Source organism: Candidatus Blastococcus massiliensis AP3, assembly GCF_000582785.1.
In the GTDB taxonomy this organism is placed as follows: Bacteria; Actinomycetota; Actinomycetes; order Mycobacteriales; family Geodermatophilaceae; genus Blastococcus; species Blastococcus massiliensis.
Genome location: NZ_HG931175.1, coordinates 808,547 through 829,577, shown reverse-complemented (window position 1 = coordinate 829,577; position 21,031 = coordinate 808,547). Strand labels below are relative to the sequence as shown.

The window sequence follows — 21,031 nt, the reverse complement described above, 5'->3', positions numbered from 1 at the left end:
GACCGTACGTCTTCCGGCCGGATTCGGCTCGGGTCAGGTGCGCGCGGTCGCGGCGCTCGCTGGGTGGGCGCCCCCTGCCACAACCGTCCATGTATGGGGTTCAGGCGCCTGGTGCTTCGGCCGTGGCGTGGGGGACGCTGACTGCGCGATTCGACTATTCGGCACCCCCGGTACGCCGGTCCACGTGCCTACGGTCTCGCCCGTGGTCGACGACACGGAGTACGAGTACACGTCCCAGACGGTCATCCGCGGCACCGAAGCCAAGGTCACCGCGAAGTGGGAGCGGGACGGCTGGGAAGTCGATCGCCGGGACCCGGGACTTCTCCGGACCGAGCTGACCTTCCGTCGCGTCAAGCCGGCAACGCTCGGCTCCCGGGTGCGAGCGGCCTTCAACCGCCTGGAGCCCCAGGCGCAGCGGGGTGTGCTGGCCGGGTCGGGCGCGCTGGTCCTGCTCGTCATCGCCGTCTTCGTCGTCCTCGGCGTACAGGCGGGTGGCCGCACTCCTGCGCTGGCGGAGTCAGCCTCCGAGGCCGGCGCCGAGACCACGCCGAGCGAGCAGCCGACCGTAGACGCTGTGCCGGTGCCGGAGACAACCACGCCGACCGTTCCGACGACCCCGATCCCGGAGTCACCGGCGCCGACGCCACCCCCGGTGGCTCCAAAGCCGCAGCCCCCGGCGGCCACTGCCCCGAAGCCCAGCGCTCCGGCCCCGGCCCCCGCACCGGCGCCCGCCCCCGCGCCCGCACCGGTGGTGCCCGATCCTCCAGCCGCGACGGGTGCCTACTTCAAGAATTGCGATGCGGCACGGGCGGCCGGCGCAGCTCCCGTCCGGCGAGGGGACGCCGGCTACGGAACTCATCTTGATCGCGACGGCGACGGCATCGGCTGCGAGAAGTAGGACCAGCGCCGCTGGTAGGCCGTTCAGCAGCGGTGCTGCCGTAGGACCCTCCTCCTGTCACTGGTGTCCGCTATGCCTTGTGGACAGTGGCGGCTGCTCGTACTGAGATGACCAGCGCCCGGTGACGAGGCGGTAGAAGGGCGTGCGATGCAGCGACTCGACGGGCGGCTGGTACTCAGCCCGACTGACCTGACCTCCCATCAGGAGTGCCGGCACCTCACGCGGCTCGACCTCGGCGTGGCCGCGGGGGAGTGGGCGGCACCGGCCGACACCACCACGCCGGAGACGCAGTTCGTCTTCGACCGCGGGATGGAGCACGAGAAGAAGTACCTGGCGTCGCTCCGCGCTGACGGCAAGTCGGTCACCGAGATCCCGACGGCGTACGACGCCGACGGGCGCCGCAGGGCCGAGGCGGAGACCTTGGAGGCGATGCGCAACGGCGTCGACGTCGTCTATCAGGGGACGTTCTTCGACGGCGCCTGGGGCGGCCAGGCCGACTTCCTCCTGCGGGTGGACCGCCCGTCGCCGGCCTTCGGCGCGTGGTCGTACGAGATCGCCGACACCAAGCTCGCGCGGAAGCTGAAGGTCGCGGCGCTGCTGCAGATGGCCACCTACGCCGAGCGGCTGACCGAGCTGCAGGGCGTGGCGCCGGAGCGCCTGATTGTGGTGACCGGTGACGGTGAGCAGCGGCCGTGGCGACTGATCGACGTCGCTGCGTATGCCCGGCGGGCACGGGCCCGGCTGGAGGGCTTCGTCGACGCACCGCCGCAGACCGGACCCTCGCCGATCGGCTACTGCGAGCAGTGCCGCTGGGCCACCCGCTGCAACGACGAACTGCGCGGCGCCGACGACCTCGGCCTGGTGGCCGGCATGCGCGGCGACCAGCGAGACGCGCTGCGGGCAGTGGGCATCTCGACGATGGCGGCGCTGGCGGCCGCCTCGCCGGAGGTGCTGGCGTCGTCGGGCATCGGCCGGGATGCGCGGGTGCGGCTGCAGCAGCAGGCCGCCGAGCAGTTGCGGGAGCGGCTGTCCGGGGAACCCTCGCGGACGCTGCTCGAGCCGGTCGCCGGGATGGGGCTGCTCCGGTTGCCGGAGCCCAGCCCCGGCGATCTCTACTTCGACTTCGAGGGCGACCCGTGGTTCGACGACGGCGCGGGCCTCGAGTACCTCGCCGGCATCGGCGACCGGACGGGCGACTTCGAGGCCCTGTGGGCGCACGACCGCCCCGCCGAGAAGCAGATGGTCACCGACCTGATCGACCGGCTGGTCGCGGCGTCCGCGGCCGACCCGGCGATGCACGTCTACCACTACGCCGCCTACGAGGTGACCGCGCTGAAGCGGCTGACCGGGAGCTACGGCGTCCGCGAGGCGGAGCTCGACCAGCTGCTGCGCGAGGAGCGGTTCGTCGACCTCTATCCCGTCGTCCGGCAGTCGATGCGGATCAGCAAGGAGTCGTACTCGATCAAGAAGGTCGAGGCGTTCTACGGCCGCGAGCACGGGGGAGCGGTGGCCAGCGCGCTGGGCAGCGTCCTGGAGTACGAGGCGTGGCTGGCCGACGGCGACGCCGGCCGGCTGGCGGCGATCGAGTCGTACAACAAGGACGACGTCGACTCGACCCGCGAGCTGCACGACTGGCTGGAGACGCAGCGGGCGGAGCTCTCGGCGCTGCACGGTGCCTTGCCGCGGCCGACGGTGACCGTGGTGGCGCCGGACGCCAAGGTGACCGAGGCGCAGGCTGCCGAGGAGGAGCTGGCCGCGCGGCTTCGGGAGGCCGGCCACGAGCTACTGGGCGACCTCGTCGGCTGGCACCGCCGCGAGGACCGGCCGGCGTGGTGGGAGGTCTACCGCCTGCAGGACCTCGACGCCGAGGAGCTCGAGCGCGACGGGACGGCGCTGGGCGGGCTGACCTACGTCGGCTACCTCGGGCCGCAGAAGCGCAGCCACCTGTACGAGTACTCGTTCCCGGCGCAGGACACGAAGGTGTCCGCGGGCGAGGACGCACTCGATGTGGACACCGCGAAGCGGACGGGCACGGTGGTCGAGCTCGACATCGCGACATGTCGACTCGTCCTCAAGACGACCGCGACCGAGCCGCCTCAGCTGCGCGGGCTGGGGCCGGCCGGGCCGCTGAACACCGGTGGGCTGCGGGCGGCGATCGCCGCGACCGGTGACGACGTGCTGGCCGGCCGCGACTGCCTGGGACAGGCGCTGGTCGAGCGGCGCGTTCCCGCGGGAACGCGCCTGCGCGAGGGCGAGACGACGACCGACGCGATCGTGCGACTCGGCTTGGCGCTCGACGGCGAGGTGCTGGCGATCCAGGGCCCGCCGGGGAGCGGCAAGACGACGGCGGCCGCCGCGCTGATCCGGGAGCTGCTGGACGCGGGCAAGAAGGTCGGCGTCACAGCCACCTCCCACGCGGTGATCGGCAACTTGCTCAAGGCGGTCCGGCGGCCGGCGCTGCAGAAGTGCAAGGAAGACCAGCACTGCGGTTCCGATGACGTGGCCTGGTCCGACGACAACGCGTTCGTGACCGACCAGCTCACTGCCGGCGGTGCGCGGCTGGTCGGCGGTACGGCGTGGTTCTGGACCCGTCCGGACCTGGCCGAGGCCGTCGACGTGCTGGTCGTCGACGAGGCGGGGCAGTTCTCGCTGGCCAACGCGGCGGCCGTGGCGCGGGGCGCGCGGTCGATGGTGCTGCTGGGCGACCCGCAGCAGCTGGCTCAGCCCTCTCAGGCGGTGCACCCGGGAGGTTCGGGGGCTTCGGCGCTGGAGCACCTGCTCGACGGGCACGCGACGATCCCCGAGGACCGCGGGGTCTTCCTCGACCGGTCGTACCGGATGCACCCGGACCTGACTGCATTCGTCTCGCAGCTTGCGTACGAGGGCCGGCTGGAGGCGGCGGACGATCGCGAGCGGGTGGCGGTGCTGGGCGAGGGGCGTCTCTCCGGCAGCGGCCTGCGCGTGGTGCAGGTCCGGCACGAGCGGATGTGCGACGACAAAAGCCAGCAGGAGGCCGACGTCATCGCGAAGTTGTGGCAGTCGGTTCAGGGCTCGGTGTGGCGCAACCACCTGGGGGAGGAGTCGCCGATCGGGCCGTCGGACGTGCTGGTGGTCGCGCCGTACAACGCCCAGGTGGCGCTGATCAAGGCGGCGCTGCCGGCCGGTGCGCGGGTGGGGACCGTGGACAAGTTCCAGGGCCAGGAGGCGCCGGTGGTCATCTACTCGATGACCAGCACGAATGCGGACCAGGCGCCGCGTGGGGTGTCGTTCCTGTACGACCTGAACCGGCTGAACGTGGCGGTGTCGCGGGCGCAGGCGCTGGCTTGCGTGGTGCTGAGTCCGGAGCTGCTGGACGCTCCGGTGCAGACTCCGGAGCAGTTGCGGCGGGTGAATGCGCTGTGCCGGCTGGTCGAGTCGGCCACGCAGATCTGACCGTCAGCCCCCACCGGCGGTCAGGTCGGCAAGCAACCGATTCAACACGGCTTCCTCGTGCACGGCACGCCCGTGCTCCACCATCGCTGTTCGCAACCCCGGGTCCCATGGCGTCTCCACCGGGGAACCGGTGAGCGGGACCCCACCACCGTCCGGCAGGGACGCCAGGTAGTCCGCGGAGGTGAGCCGCCACGGCACGGCCCCACGGGCCAGCACGCGACCGGCGATCGCGAGCCCGGGCCAGTCGAGGTCACCGTGGTAGCGCACCTGGACGCCGTCGCCCAGCAACCCGTCGAGCAGCAGCGCCCCCGCGGCGGAGGGGTTGCCCTGCAGGCAGATCAGCGGCAGGTGGGCACGACGGTCGGCGGCGGCCTGGAGGACCTGAGGGTTCTCGCAGGCGTGCACGGTGGCTCCATGCGACGACCACGGCCTGCCCGCCGCCCGTAGCTCCCGCAGTGTGAGGTGCGTGACCAGCCCGAGCTCGGCCCGCTCGCGCATCATCCCCGCCCACCTGCTGGTTCCCGGCGGCCGCCAGCCGAGCACCAGGACGGTGCCCGACACGTCATCGGTGCGCACGCCGGCCTGCTGCCAGATGCGGTTCCGCTCGGCGGCCGTGGTCGGTGGTGCTTCGTCCTGGAACGCCGCCAGGCCGCGCAGCGCGATCGTGCCGGCCCGGCGACCGGGATCGAGCGCGTGCGCGTCACCGGCGACGCCCGCGGCCAGCTCCCCCAGGGTGCGGGCAATCGGATCGCCGAGCACCCGGGCGAGCGCCGCCACGGCGGCGGGGAAGGCGTCGAGGGACTGCGGGCCGAGCAGCCCGTCGGCGCGCAGTCCGGCCGTCCAGCGGTCGATCCAGGGGCCGCCCGGAAGGCCGGCGCCCTCGATCAGCGCGTGCCAGGCGTCCTCGGCCTCCCGGCGGCGATCGGCGTCGGCCGAGCGCTCCGCCGGCCGGTTCCGCAGCGCGCCGCCGAGTTCGGTCATCGCCTCGACGAGGGACGAGGCGACGGGCGAGCGGCGCAGCGCATGATCGAGGTCGGCCAGCGAGATCCGGCGTCGTCCCGGCCGGAGCGTGAGGCCGAGCAGGCCGCCCACGAGGTCCGCGGCGACGTCGTCCAGCGGCACCTCGACCCGGCCTGTGGGCTGCAGCGCGGTGGCCGAGAGGCGGCGCCGGACCGCGGACCACACGGGATCCAGCGCGGGATCGCGGAGCTCGGCCCACAGCGGGAGGTCGCTCACGTGAACACGTGCCGGCTGGTGCCGTCCCAGTGCACCCGCGTCGTGATCGCCGAGGTGCCCTCGGCCCGGCGCACCTCGTAGACATCCAGGGACGGAACGCCCGGGCCGAACCCCCACAGCGCGTGCCCGGTCATGACGAAGTCCAGGTCGAGCCGCACCAGCTGGGCCATGAGTTCGCCGATCGTGCGCTCATCGACCTTGGCGAATGCGTCGTCGAGCAGGATCAGCCGCAGCGCCTCGGAGTCGGGCAACCCGGTGAAGAACGCATCCGCCGCGGCGAACAGCGCCAGGTAGCTGACCACCCGGGTCTCGCCCTGGGAGAGCCGGGCACGGCGGCTGATCCGCCGGCGCTCACCCGGCGTCGGCCCGAGGATGTACACCTCGACGGTGTGCCACGACCGGTGGTCCAGCGCCATGCGCAGCGCGGTGGCATAGCCCTGGGCAGGGTCGGCGCGCAGCTGGTCTTCCACGCGTGCCCGCAGCAGCTCGCTGAGTTCGGCATTGGCCTCCTCGGACCGCGCCGAGGCGCGGGTCCGGACCAGTTCCTCGATGCGGGCGGCCGCGCCGCTGGCGTCCTCGGCGAGCGGCCAGCGGATCTCCACCCCGATCCCGTGGCTGGTGCGGATGCCGGAGAGCCGTTCGTTCATCAGCTCGACCTGCCGCGTCGACCAGAGCAGCTGCTGGCGCAGCTCGTCGGCGACGGAGCCGAGGACGAACGTGGTGAAGATGCGCTGCTCGCGTTCCGTCAGCGCCGCCCGCCCCCCGTCGCGACGCCGGACCAGCTCGGCCACCGCTCCGCTCAGCGTGCGCCGGCCGGTTGCCTCGACGACGTGCACGAGGTTCACGCCGTCGACCACGGAGGCGATCAGGTCGTAGTCGCCCGGGTCCCGGTTCTTCTCCAGCGCGAGCAGTGCCTTCTGGTAGCCGTCGGGATCGGGCTCGGGGAGCGGGTCGGACAGGCCGGCCAGCAGGACGTCGACCAGTGGTCCGGCCACGGGCAGGTCGTCCAGCCCGGCGGCCTCGGCCAGCCCGGGCAGCTCGGCCACCCGGCGGAGCACCTCCTCGGCGGTGGCGGCCGCGGTCCGCGCGTCGCCGGCAGCCGCAGCCGCGTTCTGGGCGGCCGTCGCGGCCGCGCTCCGCCGGGCGTGGGTCTCCAAGCGCCGCTCGTCCGCAGTCCTTGCGGTCTCGGTGGCCTCACCCACCGCGCGCTCGGCCGCCTTCAGCTCCTGGTGCGCGGTGTCGGCGTCCAGGCCGGCGGCGAGCTCGGCAGCCGCGAGTGCGGTGGCGGCTTCATGCCACTCGCCGCGGTGCAGGTCGGCGGACGCCTCGGCCGAGCGGCGCGCCTCCAGGGCACGGTCGGCCGCCACTCCAGCGTCATCGACCCGCTTCAGCGCCCGGGCCAGGTCGCCGAACGACGAGCTGACCGTCTCGGCAGCGGTGACTGCCTGCCGGGCCCGTTCCCGCGCCGCGCTGAGGGTGGGCTCGTCCGGGGGCAGTCCGAGACGGTCGCAGGCCTCGGCGTGCCGGCGCTGCGCGGCGTCCCAGCGGAGGCGGAGCTCGGTCGCTGCCCGCGCGAGCCCTGCGGCCGTGTCGGTCTCCCGCTGCAGCTCGCGCTCCGCGCTCCGCCGGGCGGCCGCGGCCTCCCGGACGGCACCGCTGCGCGGAGCGGTGCGCACGTGCTCGGCCTGGTCGGTCAGCGCCGTCGCCACGGCCTCGATCTCAGCGCTGAGCGCGGTCACCGCCTCGCCCACCGAACGGCGCTCCGCCTCGAGCTCCTCGATCCGCTCGGCGCGGTGCCGGGCCCGGGCGGTGGCGCCGATGTGCCGGGCGTGCGGCACGGTGTGCCGGCCGGTGAGGGCGCCGAGCCGGAACGAGCCGTCGCGGTCCAGCCAGCACTCCCCGGAACGGTCGGCCCAGCCGATCCGCTCGAGGACGGCGGTGACCTGCTCGACGGGGACGCCGGATGCGGGATCGGGGATCAGCAGCTCGGACAGCGGACGGGAGGCAGCCTGGCCTGCGGCGCTCACCAGGAGCTCGCCGGTTCCGGGGGCAGTGACGCCGTCGGGAGCGAGGACGGCGGTGAGCAACCCGGAGGCGATCAGCGCGGCCTCGACGCCGGCCTGGTCGGCGGAGCCCGCGCCGGGCGCGAAGTCGACCGCACGCCACAGCGGGATGCCCGCGGGGGACGCCGCCCAGGCCGGCCGGTCGGGTTCGGGATCCCGTTCGTCGCGCAGCTCGGCGAGGGCCGCGGTGAGCTGGACGTCGCGCTCCAGCAGGGCTGTGCGCCGCTGCTGGAGTTCGGCGCGTTCGCTGAGCAGCTGCTCGGTGGCAGGAAGGGCTGCCTCGGCGGCGGTCCGGTCCAGCCGGTCGAGCGCATCCGCCTGGAACGCGCTCTCGGGAACGGGCTCGGCCAGCCAGCCAGCAGCTCCGGTGTCCGCCCACGTGACCTCGCCCAGCCAGCGGGTCGTCTCCGGCGAGCTCACCCAGGTTCGCCAGGCGAGCGCCAGGTCCGTCACGGTGCCGGTCACCGCCGCGACGGCGGCGTCCCGCCGATCGGCGCTAGCACGGACCCGCTCGCCGGCCTCGTCCCGCCGCTGCTCGGCGCGGATCACCTCGTCCTCCTGCTTCGACAGCTGCTGGTGCTCGTCGAGCCGGGCGCCGACGACGGCCCGCCGGTCGGCGGCGGCCTGCCGGACGGCGTCGGCGGACGCGCGCAGCGCCGGGAGGTCGTGCTCACCCAGGTCGACGGCAGCACGTACGGGCCGGTGCAGTGGCTCCGGGTCGCCGTCCGGACGCGTCCGCACCGGCTCGGTGGTGCCCGGCAGCCCGACGACCCGCACGCCGAGCTCGGCGGGCAGCGTGCTCGGGATGCCGGCGGCGGCCGCGTGCTCGGCGAGCGTGCGCAGCCCGCCCGACGTCCGCTCCGCGACGTCAGTAGCTTCTCGCGCCTCGCGGACCACCCGGGCAGCGACGTCGGCCTCGGCCCGCCGACCTGCGTCGGCGCTGTCGGCTGCCGCTGCTGCGGTCTTCCACTGGGCGGCGACGGTCTGGGCTCGTTCGAGCAGGTCCCGGTGCGCGGCGGACTCCTGCAACCCGCGCAGTGTGGCCCGCACCTCCACGAGGTGCTCCTGCGCCTCGGTGTAGGTGGAGGCCGCGTCGGCGGCCGCAGTCTCGGCGTCGGCGAGCGTCCTGGCCGCCGTGGCCTCGGTCCGCTCGGCCCGGTGGCGGTCCCGGACGGCGGACCGGGCACGCCCGGTGGCGGCGGCAAGCTCACCCTGGGCGTAGCGGCGGTAGGCGGTTAGGAACCGCTCCAGCTCGGCCACGCTGCGTTCGAGCCGCTCCTGGAGGGCCCGGGTCTCGGAGATCTCGTCGAGCTTCGCGCCGGCGGCGTCCAGCGTCGTCTGGGAGAGCGGCGGGAGGGCATCGGAGAGCAGGGCCGGCAGCCGGCCCTCGTCGATCCGATTGCCGACGTCGGGGGACCGCAGCGTGTGCAGCAGCCGCGTCAGCCCGTCGAACCGCTCCTCGGCGCGCGCGTCGACCAGTCCGAACACCTGCTGTCGCACCCGTTCTCGGTGGGTGTCGGGTGAGTCGGTGACCTGCTCGGGCCCGACGAGCCGGCCGAGGTCCTCGCGGGAGAGGGCGTTGCGGTGCGCGTCCAGCAGGGGCAGATCGTGCCCGACCCGGAGGTCGGTGGTGAACCAGTGCACCCGGACGGTCCCGGTGGACGACGACCAGCGCAGGTGGGCGCCGAGGGTGAGGTAGCGGGTGGGCTCGGCTGCGCCGTCGCCGTGAGCCAGCTCGAGCCAGAGGTAGCCGACCCGGTTGCCCGACTCGGGGCCGCCCACCCGCATGAGCCGGTCGAGGCTGACCGAGGCCGAGCCGCTGGAGTCCATGCGCCGCCGGTCGGTGTCCAGGAGGAAGGGGAGCAGCAGCTCGAGCGCCCGGGACTTGCCGGAGCCGTTGGTGCCGCGCAGCACCATCCGCCCGCCGGTGAGGAGGAACTCGGTGTCCCAGTAGTGCCAGACGTTCTGGATGCCGGCGCGGTGCAGCCGCCAACGCGCGACTCCGGTCACGGCCTCTCCTGTCACGACGGCTCCTCCAGGTCGAACAACCCGGGCTCGGCGGTTGGCTCCGGACCGGTGGATCGGGGTGCGGCAGGGTGGTGGGTCACCTCGGCCCGGTACCGGGCGGCGACGGCGTGCACCCGGACGCCGTCGTCGGTGATGGAGACCAGGGACAGCGAGGCGAGCAGGTCGAGCACCTCGGCTTGCAGGGCTGCCGGGTCCTCGCGCAGCCGGCGTTCCCACCCGCGGCCGTACCGGGCCAGCAGCGCGGCCAGCGCCCCCTCGACCGCCACCCACGGCACGAGCACCTCGGGCGGGTGCGCGCCCGTGGCGTCGCGGACGTCGGGGTCGGGCATGTGGTCCAGCACCAGCTGCTCGAGCAGGAGTAGCGCGGCCTGCCGCACGGTTCCGGTGCCGGGGAAGGTGAGGTCGCTGAGCGAGGCGTCGGGGTCGTGCGCGAGCACTCCCTCCGCGCGGGCCTCGAGCACCAGGCCGAAGTGCTCGTCGAGCTGCTCGCCGACGGCTCGGCGCTCGCGCGACAGGACGTCGGCGAGGTCGGCGTCGAGGGCCGAGCGGGGCACGACGGGATGCTCGACGAGCAGCCGCCGCAGGCGTCGGCGGGGCTGACCGGCATCGGGCGCGGCCAGCAGTGCGGCGCCGTCTGCTCCAGGGCTGAGCGGACCGGTGAGCAGGTAGGGGAGCATCGGGCGGTGCACGGTGAGCAGCGCCTCGTCCTGCCGCTCCGCCCAGCCCGTGGTGGTGCCGTCGGTCTCGGCGAGCACACCCCAGCGGACGAGCAGGTCGAGCGCGGCCACCAGGGACCGTCGCTCGGCGAGCGTGTCGGGGATCTCCAGCCCCAGCCCGGCGGCGTCCGCGCGCACCTGCTCGATCAGCGAGGAGAGCAGCACCTGCTCGCCCGTCGACGGCGCCAGCAGCGCCGCACCGACCAGGCACAGGTGCACGTAGCTGCGCCTCCCGAACGGCTGCCGGTCCGCGCGTCGCGCGGGCCGGGCGGGGAACGCGGGCTCCGGAGGGGTCTTGAGCAGCCGCGCAAAGGTGGTCTCGACGACGAGGGTGTAGCCCAGCTGCGCGGCGAACATGGCGCGCAGTGCCGGGCCGTGACGGCGGACCAGCCGCATCGTCTCCGGGTGCTGGGCCGTGGTCAGGACCGGGGTGAGCAGCAGCGCCCGGGCGGCGACCCGGCGTTCGCTCGCGTCGTGCGCGGAGGTGGTGACGGCGCCGGTCATGCGTCGCCCCCCAGGATCGACAGCGACAGGCCGTGGACGGTGGTCCGGCCATCGGTGGAGTCCACGACGGTGCCGGCGCCCGGCTCCACGACCAGCGTGAGCCCGAGGTCGGCGTCGGACCGGCGCACCGGCCCCTCGATCAGCTGGTCGACGGCCAGCACCGCCGCGAGCTGGTCGAGCATCAGGTCTCGGGCGGCGGGGGACAGCCGCGCACCGTGCAGCCGGCCGGCGGCGGAGAGCTCGGCGGCCGCGGCCCGCAGCGCGGCGGCCTCGGCTTCGGCCTCGGCGAGCAGCCGAGCCCGGTCCAGGCCGGGGTCGGGCACGCGGGCTGATCGGCCGCGGGCGACGCGGTCGCCCTGCTCGCGGATCGAGACCGGGACGTCGACGGGAGGGGCGTCCCACCAGGACGTCGATGGCGCGATCCGGCCGTCGTCGTCCTCCGGGCCGAGGGCCAGGTGGCGGGCGGGCGCGGCGCCGAAGGTGGCGGCCCAGACGCGGTGGGCGGTGTCCTCGTCTGCGCAGGAGTCGAAGACGGCGGCCAGCCGGAGGAGATCGTCGCGGCGGGAGAGGCCGACGCCGGCCGCGGACACCATCCGCTTGGCGTTGGTGAGCAGCTGGCCGAGGGCCTGCTCGGCGGCGGCGCGGAGCCGCTCCGGGCCGGAGCGACGCTCGCCCTCGACGAACCAGGCGGCGAACTCCGCCCAGTCCCGCTCGGTGCGGCCGGGCAGCCGCTCGACGCGGTCCCCGGCGCCCAGGCCGGGCAGCGTCCCGAGCCGGCGGACGACGGCGGGCACGTGCGGGCGCAGCTGCGCGAGGCGCTCGACGACGAGCGGGGCGTACCGGCCGACGTCGGAACCGAGCAGGTCGACGTACTCCAGCAGCACGCCCTTGAAGGCGGCGTACTCCTCGCCGGCGAGGTCGTAGCGGCTGAGCACGGTGGCCAGGTACGCGTAGAAGTCGGCCAGGCTGTCGAGGAAGGTGCGCTGGTTGCTGAACAGGGTGGTGACCTCGGCAGCGAGCCGGTCGAGGTCCGGCGGCTGGGCGATGGCGAGCTCGCGGATGAGGGCGAGCCGGTCCGCGGTGCCGGCGAGCAACTCGCGGGCGACCTCGCGCGCGCCTTCGGAGGCGGCGAGGAGCTCCTCGACCTGGCGGTGCACCCGGCCGCCCAGCTTGGAGATCTGGTAGCGAGTACGGGCGCGCTGCCAGTCGGCGATCGTGCGCACCCGGGCGTCGCGGACCGAGCGGACCAGGTTGCCCCAGCGGACCAGCTGGTCGCAGCGGTCCTCCACCGTGTCGGCGTCCAGCCGCGCGGCGGGATCGGCCTGCTCGCCCAGCCGGTCCGCGATCTCGGTGGCGGACAGATCGATCAGGAGGCCGGAGCTAAACAGCCGCATGATGGCCAGGTAGTCGGCGGTGTGCTCCGCGCCCCCGACGTAGCGGTACAGCCCCAGCCGAGCGGCGTCCTCGCCGGTCCCGTCGGGCGCCGTCATGACGGCAGCCGGAGCCGTCGGCCGGAGCGCTCGGCGACGCCGGCGTCCAGGTAGGCGTGGCTGTCGCTCATCTGCGCGTCGGCTCCCACGTAGGTCCGCCAGTCGACGTGCGCCGTCCACCGCTGGGCGAAGCCGAGGACGGCGAGCAGGGCCTCGCCGCGGCCGGCGCGGTTGCTCACGCTGGACAGCCCGGCCAGGTAGTCGTTCCGGTACACCGTTGGGACGACGATGCGAACCTGCCCGGCGGCGGACAGGGTCGCGTTGGCCACGAGGCGGGCGATCCGCCCGTTGCCGTCGTCGAAGGGGTGGCACTCGGTGATCAGCACCATGAGGGCCAGGGCGCGCTGGAAGGCGTCGGTGACCGGCGCGAAGACGTCGAAGCCACGGACGAGCGTGCCGGGAAGCAGTTCCGGGTCGACGAAGGCGTAACCGCCGGCGTAGTTGCGCTGCTCCTTGAGCAGGCCGGGGCGCTTGTCCGGCCGGGCGGCGAGCAGGATCGCGTGCTGCTCGCGGAGCAGGTCGAGCAGGTCGGCGCCGCTGCCGGCGACCGCCCGGCCGTGGGTCGGATGCGTGGCCAGCCGGTAGGTAGCCCGGATGTCGTGGGAGTCCTGGGGGCGGCCGGCGGATTCCTCGCCGTCGACGGCGATCCGGCGGGCTTCCTCGACGTCGAACTGGGTGCCTTCGATGTAGTTGGAGAAGTAGGACTCGAAGAAGGCCAGCCAGGTCCATTGCTCCGTCGGCGGGGCCGCCAGCGGGGTGGGGGCGGTGTCGGTGAGCAGCTCGGCGAACTGCGTGAACAGCTCGATCCGGTGCTGGTCGTAGGGCTGCCCGTCGAGGCGCGCGCGCAGGCGGGCGGAGGTAGGCCTCCCGGACGTGTTTGTGCCCAGGAGCGCGACGAGGCGCCGCCGCACGAGGTCGACCGCCGGGCCGGGCAGGGAGGGGCCGATGACGTCGAGCTGGTTGAGGAGGTTGGCGATGCGGCCGGCTCCACCGACGCGTGCCTCGCCGTCGATGCGGTCCTCGACCGCGGTCACACCGGCCGCGCGCGGGGGGCGTCCTCGGGGCGGGCGGCCGGGGCCGGGCACGTTTTCGACCAGCGTGCGGGCGGGACCGGAGAAGTGCAGACCCTCCATGGCCGGCATGTCCCCGGGCAGCGGGCCGGGCCCGATGCGGACAGACAGGGTGAGTTCGGGGAGTACGACGTCGCTGGTGCGGACGGGCTCGGGGTGGCAGACGAAGAGCCACCCCTCCACTGCTTCGCCGCCGTGGAGGGCGGTCTGGTCGCAGAGGACGGCGGAGGGCCAGTAGTGGGCGATGAGCCGGAACCGGTGCTCGCGGGCCACCTGCGCGGGCGGCAGCGTGGCGTCGAGGGCGTACACACCCGGGGCGAGGCGGAGGGCTCTGCCCGAGCGTGCGAGGCGGGACAGATGGGCGCGGTTGCGGTCGTCAGCGAAGGTAAGGGTGCCCGCGGGCGGAACCTCTGGCGAGGCAACGTTCATGGCCTTTTATCCCCTCGCCAGGCAATGAGAGGCAACAAATTAGCCATATTGGCAGGTGCGAAGCAACGGGATCGCCCATTTGAGCGCTTCGGTGGTGCGCAACCAGTTGGAGGGGTCGCTCGACCGCGGCGCGCGGGGGCGCTTCCTCGCGTGGTCTGATGCCAGTCGAGAGTTCGTGGCCGGCATCGGGCTGGTCGATCTGTGCGGAAGGTGGGCTCGTGGCCGGATCCGGTGAAGTGCTGCTTGAGGTGGACGGCGGCGTTGCGATCGTGACGCTGAACGCCCCGGACCGGCGTAACGCGCTCACGCCCGGGATGGCTGACGAGCTGATCGCGACCTTCGACGAGATAGACGCGAAGCCGGAGGTCGGCGCGCTGGTGGTGCGGGCGGTGGGGAAGTCGTTCTGCGCGGGCGGCGACATCGCCACGCTGACCTCAGCGGGCAAGGACCCGGCATCGGCCGACGCCTACGAGGGCATGGGCAAGATCTACGACTCCTTCTACCGGCTGGGCCAGGTGAAGGTGCCCACGGTCGCGGCGGTGCGCGGGTCGGCGGTCGGCGCCGGGATGAACATGCTGCTGGCGGCCGACCTGCGGATCGTGGCGAAGGACGCCCGGCTGCTGGCCGGCTTCCTCAAGCGCGGCATGCACCCGGGCGGCGGGCACTTCGTGATCCTGTCCCGGCTGATCGGCCGCGAAGCGGCCGCGGCGATGGCGCTGTTCGGCGAGGAGATCAACGGCGACAAGGCGGTCGAGCTCGGCCTGGCGTGGGAGTCACTGGACGACGCCGCGGTCGAGGACCGAGCGATCGAGCTGGCTCAGCGCGTGGCGGCCGACCCGGAGTTGGCGCGGGTGGCGGTTGGCAACTTCCGCAAGGAGGTCGTCAACGCGGCCATCCCGTGGGACGTGGCGATGCAGTCCGAGCGCCCCGCGCAGATGTGGTCGATGCGCCGCTCGGCCGGCTGAAGCTAGGCCCTCTACAAGCCGAGAAGGCCGGTCTAGATGTCCGTACGCCTGTGGAGCTCGTCGTCGTCTAGTGGGACGAACCCGGCGTCGACTTCCTGACGATACTGCTCCACAAGGTCGACGCCGTCGCGCTTACGCTTTGCCGCTTGCCGATTGTTCAATTCCCGAACGTTGGGGAACTCCTCTCGGAGGGATTTCTTGGAGGGGACTAGACGCTTTCGCTCAACAAAGGTGGCCCTCTCGTCCTGCACGGTGCGAGTGGCATGACGATTGTAAAATGGCTCAGTGTCCATTAAGGTGCGCCAGTAAACCCAGTCCTTCGGGACTAGTAGCAGCGGGCCGTAAGCGTCGGGAAGAGTAAATGAGCGAGGCATCCAGTCGCTGGTCGTCAGGTCCCACGCGTCGACGTTTAACACCACAGTTGGGGAAGCTTGAAGCTGTGGAAACTGGTTCATCATCTCTGTAGTGAAGTCGGCGAGCTCCTCGAAGACGACTCGCGTCGCTAGGTCTGAGATCAAGTCGTATCCGACGCCGTCAATGAAGAGGCGTAGATCCTCAAGTCGCGTAAGCGCGGCGGCTCTACACGCTGTATTGGTCGAAAGTTGCTCCCACAGTCGCTCGCCCAGTTCGGAACCGAATGCATGGCCTGCCACGCCCTCCACCGCCATGCCGAGGCGAGTCTCCTTAGGCTCGTGAAGCTTCTGCAGGAGAGATCGGCCCTTCTGTTGGTCTCCGGCGGAACCGCTCGTCCTACATCGAATTACTTCAGTGAAAAAGTCGAGCAGGAGACGGTGGGCGCGCTTCCCTCGAGACGAGGTGGAGTTTCGAATGGCACTTGGGTCAAGAAACAGGAGGTTATCGCGCTCGAGGTGGACATCCACGAAAGGGCTAGGTTTAGGAAGCCTGTAGTGCTGCGTTACTCTCACGCACAACTCCTTGGGCTTGCTTGATCCCAGCCTCATTCGGTGCGGGCGGGTATGCCGGCAACCTAGACGGGTGAGTCTTGTAGGCGCAAGAGTGGTCTTCCTGGCCCATCGACGTCGGCGGAAGTCAGATGATCGGCGACGAGTCTGTGCATCTGAACGCCCGATGTGCTCGCGCGGCCAGACTCCCTGCGGCGAGGGCGAGGCGGGAGTCTCCCATCCTCGGCCGCGGACGCGCATCGATTGATCCGCGCATCCGGGATGTTGGTGCGGTCACAACGCGACAGCGCGGTCCGGAACCGCAACGAAGTCAGGAGGTCGGGTAGCCCGGGCTGTGCAGGTCGAGCACCGTGTCGGCCGCGTTGCTGGTTGCAGCACTGGATCTAAGTCGGCAGACACGCCGTCGCAGGGGTGCCTGAGATCGGATATCAGGCAGACTGCTGAGCGTGACGGGGACGATTCACGCTGTTCTGGACCGGCTGCGCGACGAGGCACTGGACGAGCGGGACAAGGGCAGCAAGTTCGAGCAGCTCATCCGGGCCTACCTGCGGACCGACCCGGAGTGGACGGCGCGGTTCTCCGACGTGTGGCTGTGGTCGGAGTGGCCGGGGCGGCAGGGCCGGCCCGACACTGGGATCGATCTGGTCGCCACCAACACGGACGACGACGGGCTGACCGCGATCCAGTGCAAGTTCTACGCACCCGGTCGCATGGTCGCCAAGGCCGACATCGACTCGTTCGTCTCCGCCTCCGCGCACTCCCAGTTCACCCGGCGGATCGTCTTCGACACCGCCGCCGGCTGGTCGGCCAACGCAGAGGACACGCTCGCCGACGGTGTGGCCCAGCGGGTCGACATCGGCTACCTCGCTGACGCCGCGATCGACTGGACGCAGTTCTCCTGGACGACGCCGGAGGTCGTCGTCCCGACGGGCAAGAAGGCGCTGCGCCCGCACCAGCAGAAGGCGCTGGACGACGTCCGCGCCGGGCTCGCCGAGCACGATCGGGGCCAGCTGGTGATGGCCTGCGGCACCGGGAAGACTTTCACCAGCCTGCGTATCGCCGAGGAGCTGGTCGGCGCCGGCGGCACGGTGTTGTTCCTGGTGCCGAGCATCCAGCTGCTGAGCCAGAGCCTGCGGGAGTGGATGGCCAACGCTGAGGTGGACATCGCGCCGTACGCGGTCTGCTCGGATGTCCGGGTCGGACGGCGCACGCCGTCCGACGACGCCGACCAGCTCCCGATCGACCTGACCGAGCCGGCCTCGACCGACCCGCAGACGCTGCTGAGCCGGTTCGAGGCGAACACGAACGCCGACGGCCAAATGCGGGTGGTGTTCTCCACCTACCAGTCGATCGACGTGGTCACCCGCGCCCAGGAGCTCGGCCTGCCCGGGTTCGATCTGGTCATCTGCGACGAGGCGCACCGGACGACCGGCGTCACCCTCGCCGAGGGAGACGAGTCCGCGTTCGTGCGGGTGCACGACGCCGATGCCCTGAAGGCGGCCAAGCGGCTGTACATGACCGCGACGCCCAAGGTGTTCGGCGAGGAGGTCCGTCGCAAGGCCACGGACGCCGATGCGGTGCTGGCCGACATGGGCGACCAGGACACTTTCGGTCCGGAGCTGCACCGGCTCGGCTTCGGGCAGGCGGTCGAGGCCGACCTGCTGACCGACTACAAGGTGCTGGTGCTGGCCGTCGACGAGAAGTACGTGGCGGAGAACTTCCAGCAGGCCATGGCGAACTCCGGTGAGATCCAGCTCGACCAGGCCGCGAAGCTGATCGGCTGCTGGAACGGCCTGGCGAAGAACTTTGGCCCGTCGGCGACCGATGGCCAGCCGTCGGTCGTCGGCAGGGCGCCGATGCGGACGGCGGTGGCCTTCGCGCAACACATCAAGGCGTCCAAGACGGCGGCCGCGGCGTTCCCGGACCTGGCCGACCGAGCGCAGATCGACGCCCCAGAGGACCGCCCCCGGCTGCGGGTTCAGGCGGCGCACGTGGACGGCACGATGGGCGTGCACGAACGCAACACCCATCTCGCCTGGCTCAAGGAGCCCGCCCCCGACGGCGTGTGCCGCGTGCTCACCAATGCCCGCTGCCTGTCCGAGGGGGTGGACGTGCCCTCGCTGGACGCCGTCCTGTTCCTCACCCCCCGCGGCTCGCAGGTCGACGTGGTGCAGTCCGTCGGCCGGGTGATGCGCAAGGCGCCGGGCAAGGAGCTGGGCTACATCGTGCTGCCGGTGGTGGTGCCCAGCGGCGTCGCGCCGGAGGAGGCGCTGCGGGACAACGAGCGGTACAAGGTGGTCTGGCAGGTGCTGCAGGCGCTGCGCAGCCACGATGACCGCTTCCACGCGATGGTCAACCAGATCGAGTTGAACAAGCGCAAGCCGGACACCATCGAGATCGTCTCCATCACCGGTCCGACGGACGGCGACGGCGTGGCCGTGCCCGACCCGGATCAGCCGGCGCAGAAGTCCACCGAGCAGTTGCTCATGGAGTTCCCGGCCGACGAATTCCGGGACGCGATGTACGCGCGGATCGTGGCCAAGGTCGGCGAGCGCCGGTATTGGGAATCCTGGGCGAAGGACATCGCCGACATCGCCGCCGCACACGTCACCCGGATCAAGGGGCTGCTCGCCACTCCCGGACCGGCGGCCGACGAGTTCGAGCACTTCGTCGCTGGCCTGCGCGGAAACCTGAACGACTCGATCACCGACGACGCCGCGATCGACATGCTGGCCCAGCACCTCATCACCCGGCCGGTGTTCGAGGCGCTGTTCGCTCACTCCAGCTTCCTGGCCGGCAACCCGGTGGCTCGGACGATGGAGAACATGCTCGCGGTGCTCGATGCCCACGCTGTGGGCGCGGAGAACGAGACGCTCGAGGGCTTCTACGAGACTGTGCGCAAGCGGGTGGCCGGGGTGGACAACGCGGCCGGCAAGCAGCGGGTGCTGGTCGAGCTGTACGACAAGTTCTTCGCCACCGCATTCCCGAAGACGGTGGCGAAGCTCGGCATCGTCTACACGCCGGTGGAGATCGTCGACTTCATCCTGCGCTCGGCCGACGAGGTGCTGCGCGCCGAGTTCGGACAGGGGTTGACCGACGAGGGCGTGCACGTGCTCGACCCGTTCACCGGCACCGGCACCTTCCTGGTGCGGCTGCTGCAGAGCGGGCTGATCGAGCCGCACGACCTGGCCCGCAAGTACGCGAACGAACTGCACGCCAACGAAATCCTGCTGCTGGCCTACTACATCGCCGCGGCCAACATCGAAACGACGTACGAGGAGCTGGAGGGGACGCCGACCCCGTTCCCCGGCCTCGTGCTCACCGACAGCTTCCAGTCGTGGGAGGACGACGACCAGCAGGACATCGACGTCATGCCCGAGAACAACGATCGGCTGGAACGCCAGAAGCAGCTGCCCATCCAGGTAATCGTTGGCAACCCCCCCTACTCCGTGGGGCAGGACAGTGCCAACGACGACAACGCGAACGAGAAGTACCCAACCCTCGATGACGAGATTCGCCGGTCGTACGTTGCGCAATCAACCGCGAAACTGAAGCGCAATATGTACGACTCGTACATCCGTGCCATCAAGTGGGCAACCCTGAGAGTCCAGTCGCAGGGAATCGTTGCTTACGTGACGAACGGCGGCTTCCTGGATGCGAACAACGCGGACGGGATGCGCCGAGTGCTCGGAGACGAGTTTAGTGCAATCTACGTCTTCAATCTCCGCGGCAACCAGCGCAGTTCAAACTGGAAGGCGGAGGGCGGCAAAATCTTTGACGCTGGCAGCCGCGCCACCGTTGCCATCACCCTATTCGTAAAGAAGCCGGGGAAGAGTGGGCCCGCAACCATTCATTACACTGACGTGGGGGACTACCTAACCCGCGAGGAAAAGCTTCAGCGCATCTCTCAGGCCGGCAGCATGAGCGGCCTGGCGTCGGTTGCGCTGACTCCCAACCGTCACGGCGACTGGCTTTCCAGTCGGAGTGACGATTTCGAGAGCTTCTTACCCGTTGATGAAGGCATATTCGGAAGCCGAGCGCCTGGCGTGTCAACCGCGCGCGATGCATGGGTGTACTCGTACTCGGCGAGGACCGCCCGGGACCAAGTGGAGCGCATGCTGCGCACTTATCGAGAGGTGCTCGCAGCGCGAAGAGGAGACCCTGAAGCCCCCCTTCCGACCGACTCGACGTTGATCAGCTGGAGCGATGGTCTGCGCGCTTCACTCAGCGCGGGAAGGCAGATTGCGGCGGAAGTGTCGACTATCCGGCGTGCGACCTATCGCCCGTTCTGTCATGTTCGTCTGAACGCTACAGACGGGCTCATTGAGCGACCAGGAGCCTTGCGGTATTTCCCGGACGATTGCGAGAATCGAGTCCTTCTCCTCGCAGGGCCAGGTACGACTGGAGACTTCGGCTCGCTTCTCGTGGGTGACGTGCCGAACTTCCACACACTGAGCAGCTCCTCAGTCCTCCCGCGATGGCGGTACGAGCGGGTTGACGGCTCGGAGATGTTCGATGTCGAGCAAGGGGAAGTGATCGCCGGATACCGTCGGGTTGACAACATCACCGACGAGGGACTGGCCGCATTCACCGCCGCCTACCCGGGCGAGTCGATCAGCAAGGACGACATCTTCGACTACGTCTACGGACTGCTGCACTCGCCGGAGTACCGGGAGACCTATGCCGCGGACTTGAAGAAGATGCTGCCGCGCATCCCGTTCGCCAAGGACTTCCGCGCCTTCGCCGACGCGGGCAAGCGGCTGGCCGAGCTACACCTGGGGTACGAGTCCGTCCAGCCGTACCCGCTGGAGGGGCTTGACGTCTCCGGTCCCGGTGGTGACGCGGACTACGGGTTCTTCGCCGTCCGGGACAAGAAGATGGCCTTCGGCAAGCCGAGCGCGGAGCAGAAGGCTGCCGGGCTGCGACACGACCGGTCGGTGATCCACTACAACGAGCGGATCACCCTGCGCGGCATCCCGGAAGAGGCGTACCGGTACACGTTGGGAAGCCGATCGGCCACCGAGTGGATCATTGACCGCTACTGGGTCAAGATCGACAAGGCGTCGGGCATCGTCAACGACCCCAACGGCTGGTCCCGTGAGGTCGGCGACCCCCGCTACATCCTCGACCTCCTTGCCCGCATTGTCACCGTCTCGCTGGAGACGATGCGCATCGTCGACGACCTTCCCGCATTGAGCATTCACGAGGCTCCCGACCATGCGAGCCCGGCCCACCCTTAGACACAGGTATGCCGCGGACACCGCCTGTGCTCGGGTG

General features: G+C 71.3%; 10 protein-coding genes. 4 read left to right on the top strand and 6 right to left on the bottom strand.

Translation table 11 applies throughout. From position 1 onward, the window contains the following. Positions 1-202 precede the first annotated feature (202 nt). The gene (locus tag BN344_RS19275) at positions 203-898 is read left to right on the top strand and encodes an excalibur calcium-binding domain-containing protein (RefSeq protein WP_051516088.1); all 696 of its coding nucleotides are present in this window, start codon (positions 203-205) and stop codon (positions 896-898) included. A gap of 147 nt (positions 899-1,045) precedes the next feature. After that, positions 1,046-4,330, top strand: coding sequence for a TM0106 family RecB-like putative nuclease (locus BN344_RS18010; RefSeq protein WP_040339814.1), 3,285 nt, complete (start codon positions 1,046-1,048; stop codon positions 4,328-4,330). Between the two features lie 3 nt (positions 4,331-4,333). Here the strand turns inward: BN344_RS18010 and BN344_RS18005 are convergent, their stop codons facing one another. Genes BN344_RS18005 through BN344_RS17985 form a run of 5 tightly spaced genes read right to left on the bottom strand, consistent with a single transcriptional unit; the run spans position 4,334 to position 13,746 of the window. Then, entirely contained in the window at positions 4,334-5,566 is a 1,233-nt protein-coding gene (locus BN344_RS18005) for a TIGR02679 family protein (protein WP_040339813.1), read from the bottom strand. Next, positions 5,563-9,639 (bottom strand): SbcC/MukB-like Walker B domain-containing protein, encoded by a 4,077-nt coding sequence (locus tag BN344_RS18000; protein ID WP_051516087.1) that lies wholly within the window; start codon positions 9,637-9,639, stop codon positions 5,563-5,565. The genes BN344_RS18005 and BN344_RS18000 overlap by 4 nt, the downstream gene beginning before the upstream one ends. An 11-nt stretch (positions 9,640-9,650) precedes the next feature. After that, entirely contained in the window at positions 9,651-10,877 is a 1,227-nt protein-coding gene (locus BN344_RS17995; protein ID WP_051516086.1) for a TIGR02678 family protein, read from the bottom strand. Then, positions 10,874-12,367 carry a DUF2397 domain-containing protein gene (locus BN344_RS17990; RefSeq protein ID WP_051516085.1) on the bottom strand — a complete coding sequence of 498 codons (1,494 nt, stop codon included), beginning with the start codon at positions 12,365-12,367 and terminating at the stop codon, positions 10,874-10,876. The genes BN344_RS17995 and BN344_RS17990 overlap by 4 nt, the downstream gene beginning before the upstream one ends. Beyond that, positions 12,364-13,746: a Fic family protein gene (locus tag BN344_RS17985; protein WP_040339812.1), complete on the bottom strand. Its 1,383-nt coding sequence runs from the start codon at positions 13,744-13,746 to the stop codon at positions 12,364-12,366. The genes BN344_RS17990 and BN344_RS17985 overlap by 4 nt, the downstream gene beginning before the upstream one ends. A 338-nt stretch (positions 13,747-14,084) precedes the next feature. On the opposite strand from BN344_RS17985, the gene BN344_RS17980 reads away from it, so the two are divergent. Beyond that, positions 14,085-14,831 (top strand): enoyl-CoA hydratase/isomerase family protein, encoded by a 747-nt coding sequence (locus BN344_RS17980; protein WP_040339811.1) that lies wholly within the window; start codon positions 14,085-14,087, stop codon positions 14,829-14,831. Positions 14,832-14,863: 32 nt separating this feature from the next. On the opposite strand, the gene BN344_RS17975 is transcribed toward BN344_RS17980, so the two are convergent. Continuing rightward, positions 14,864-15,499, bottom strand: a complete 636-nt coding sequence (locus tag BN344_RS17975; protein WP_040339810.1) for a hypothetical protein — start codon at positions 15,497-15,499, stop codon at positions 14,864-14,866. 701 nt (positions 15,500-16,200) lie between these two features. Between BN344_RS17975 and BN344_RS17970 the strand changes: the two genes are divergently transcribed. After that, the gene (locus tag BN344_RS17970; RefSeq protein WP_040339809.1) at positions 16,201-20,994 is read left to right on the top strand and encodes a DEAD/DEAH box helicase; all 4,794 of its coding nucleotides are present in this window, start codon (positions 16,201-16,203) and stop codon (positions 20,992-20,994) included. Positions 20,995-21,031 lie beyond the last annotated feature (37 nt).

What these genes read in the sequence shown, in the direction of transcription:
- BN344_RS18010 (WP_040339814.1), top strand. Translation starts at nt 1,046, where the DNA reads ATGCAGCGACTCGACGGGCGGCTGGTACTCAGCCCGACTGACCTGACC.
- BN344_RS17995 (WP_051516086.1), bottom strand. Translation starts at nt 10,877, where the DNA reads ATGACCGGCGCCGTCACCACCTCCGCGCACGACGCGAGCGAACGCCGG.
- BN344_RS17990 (WP_051516085.1), bottom strand. Translation starts at nt 12,367, where the DNA reads ATGACGGCGCCCGACGGGACCGGCGAGGACGCCGCTCGGCTGGGGCTG.
- BN344_RS17975 (WP_040339810.1), bottom strand. Translation starts at nt 15,499, where the DNA reads ATGGCGGTGGAGGGCGTGGCAGGCCATGCATTCGGTTCCGAACTGGGC.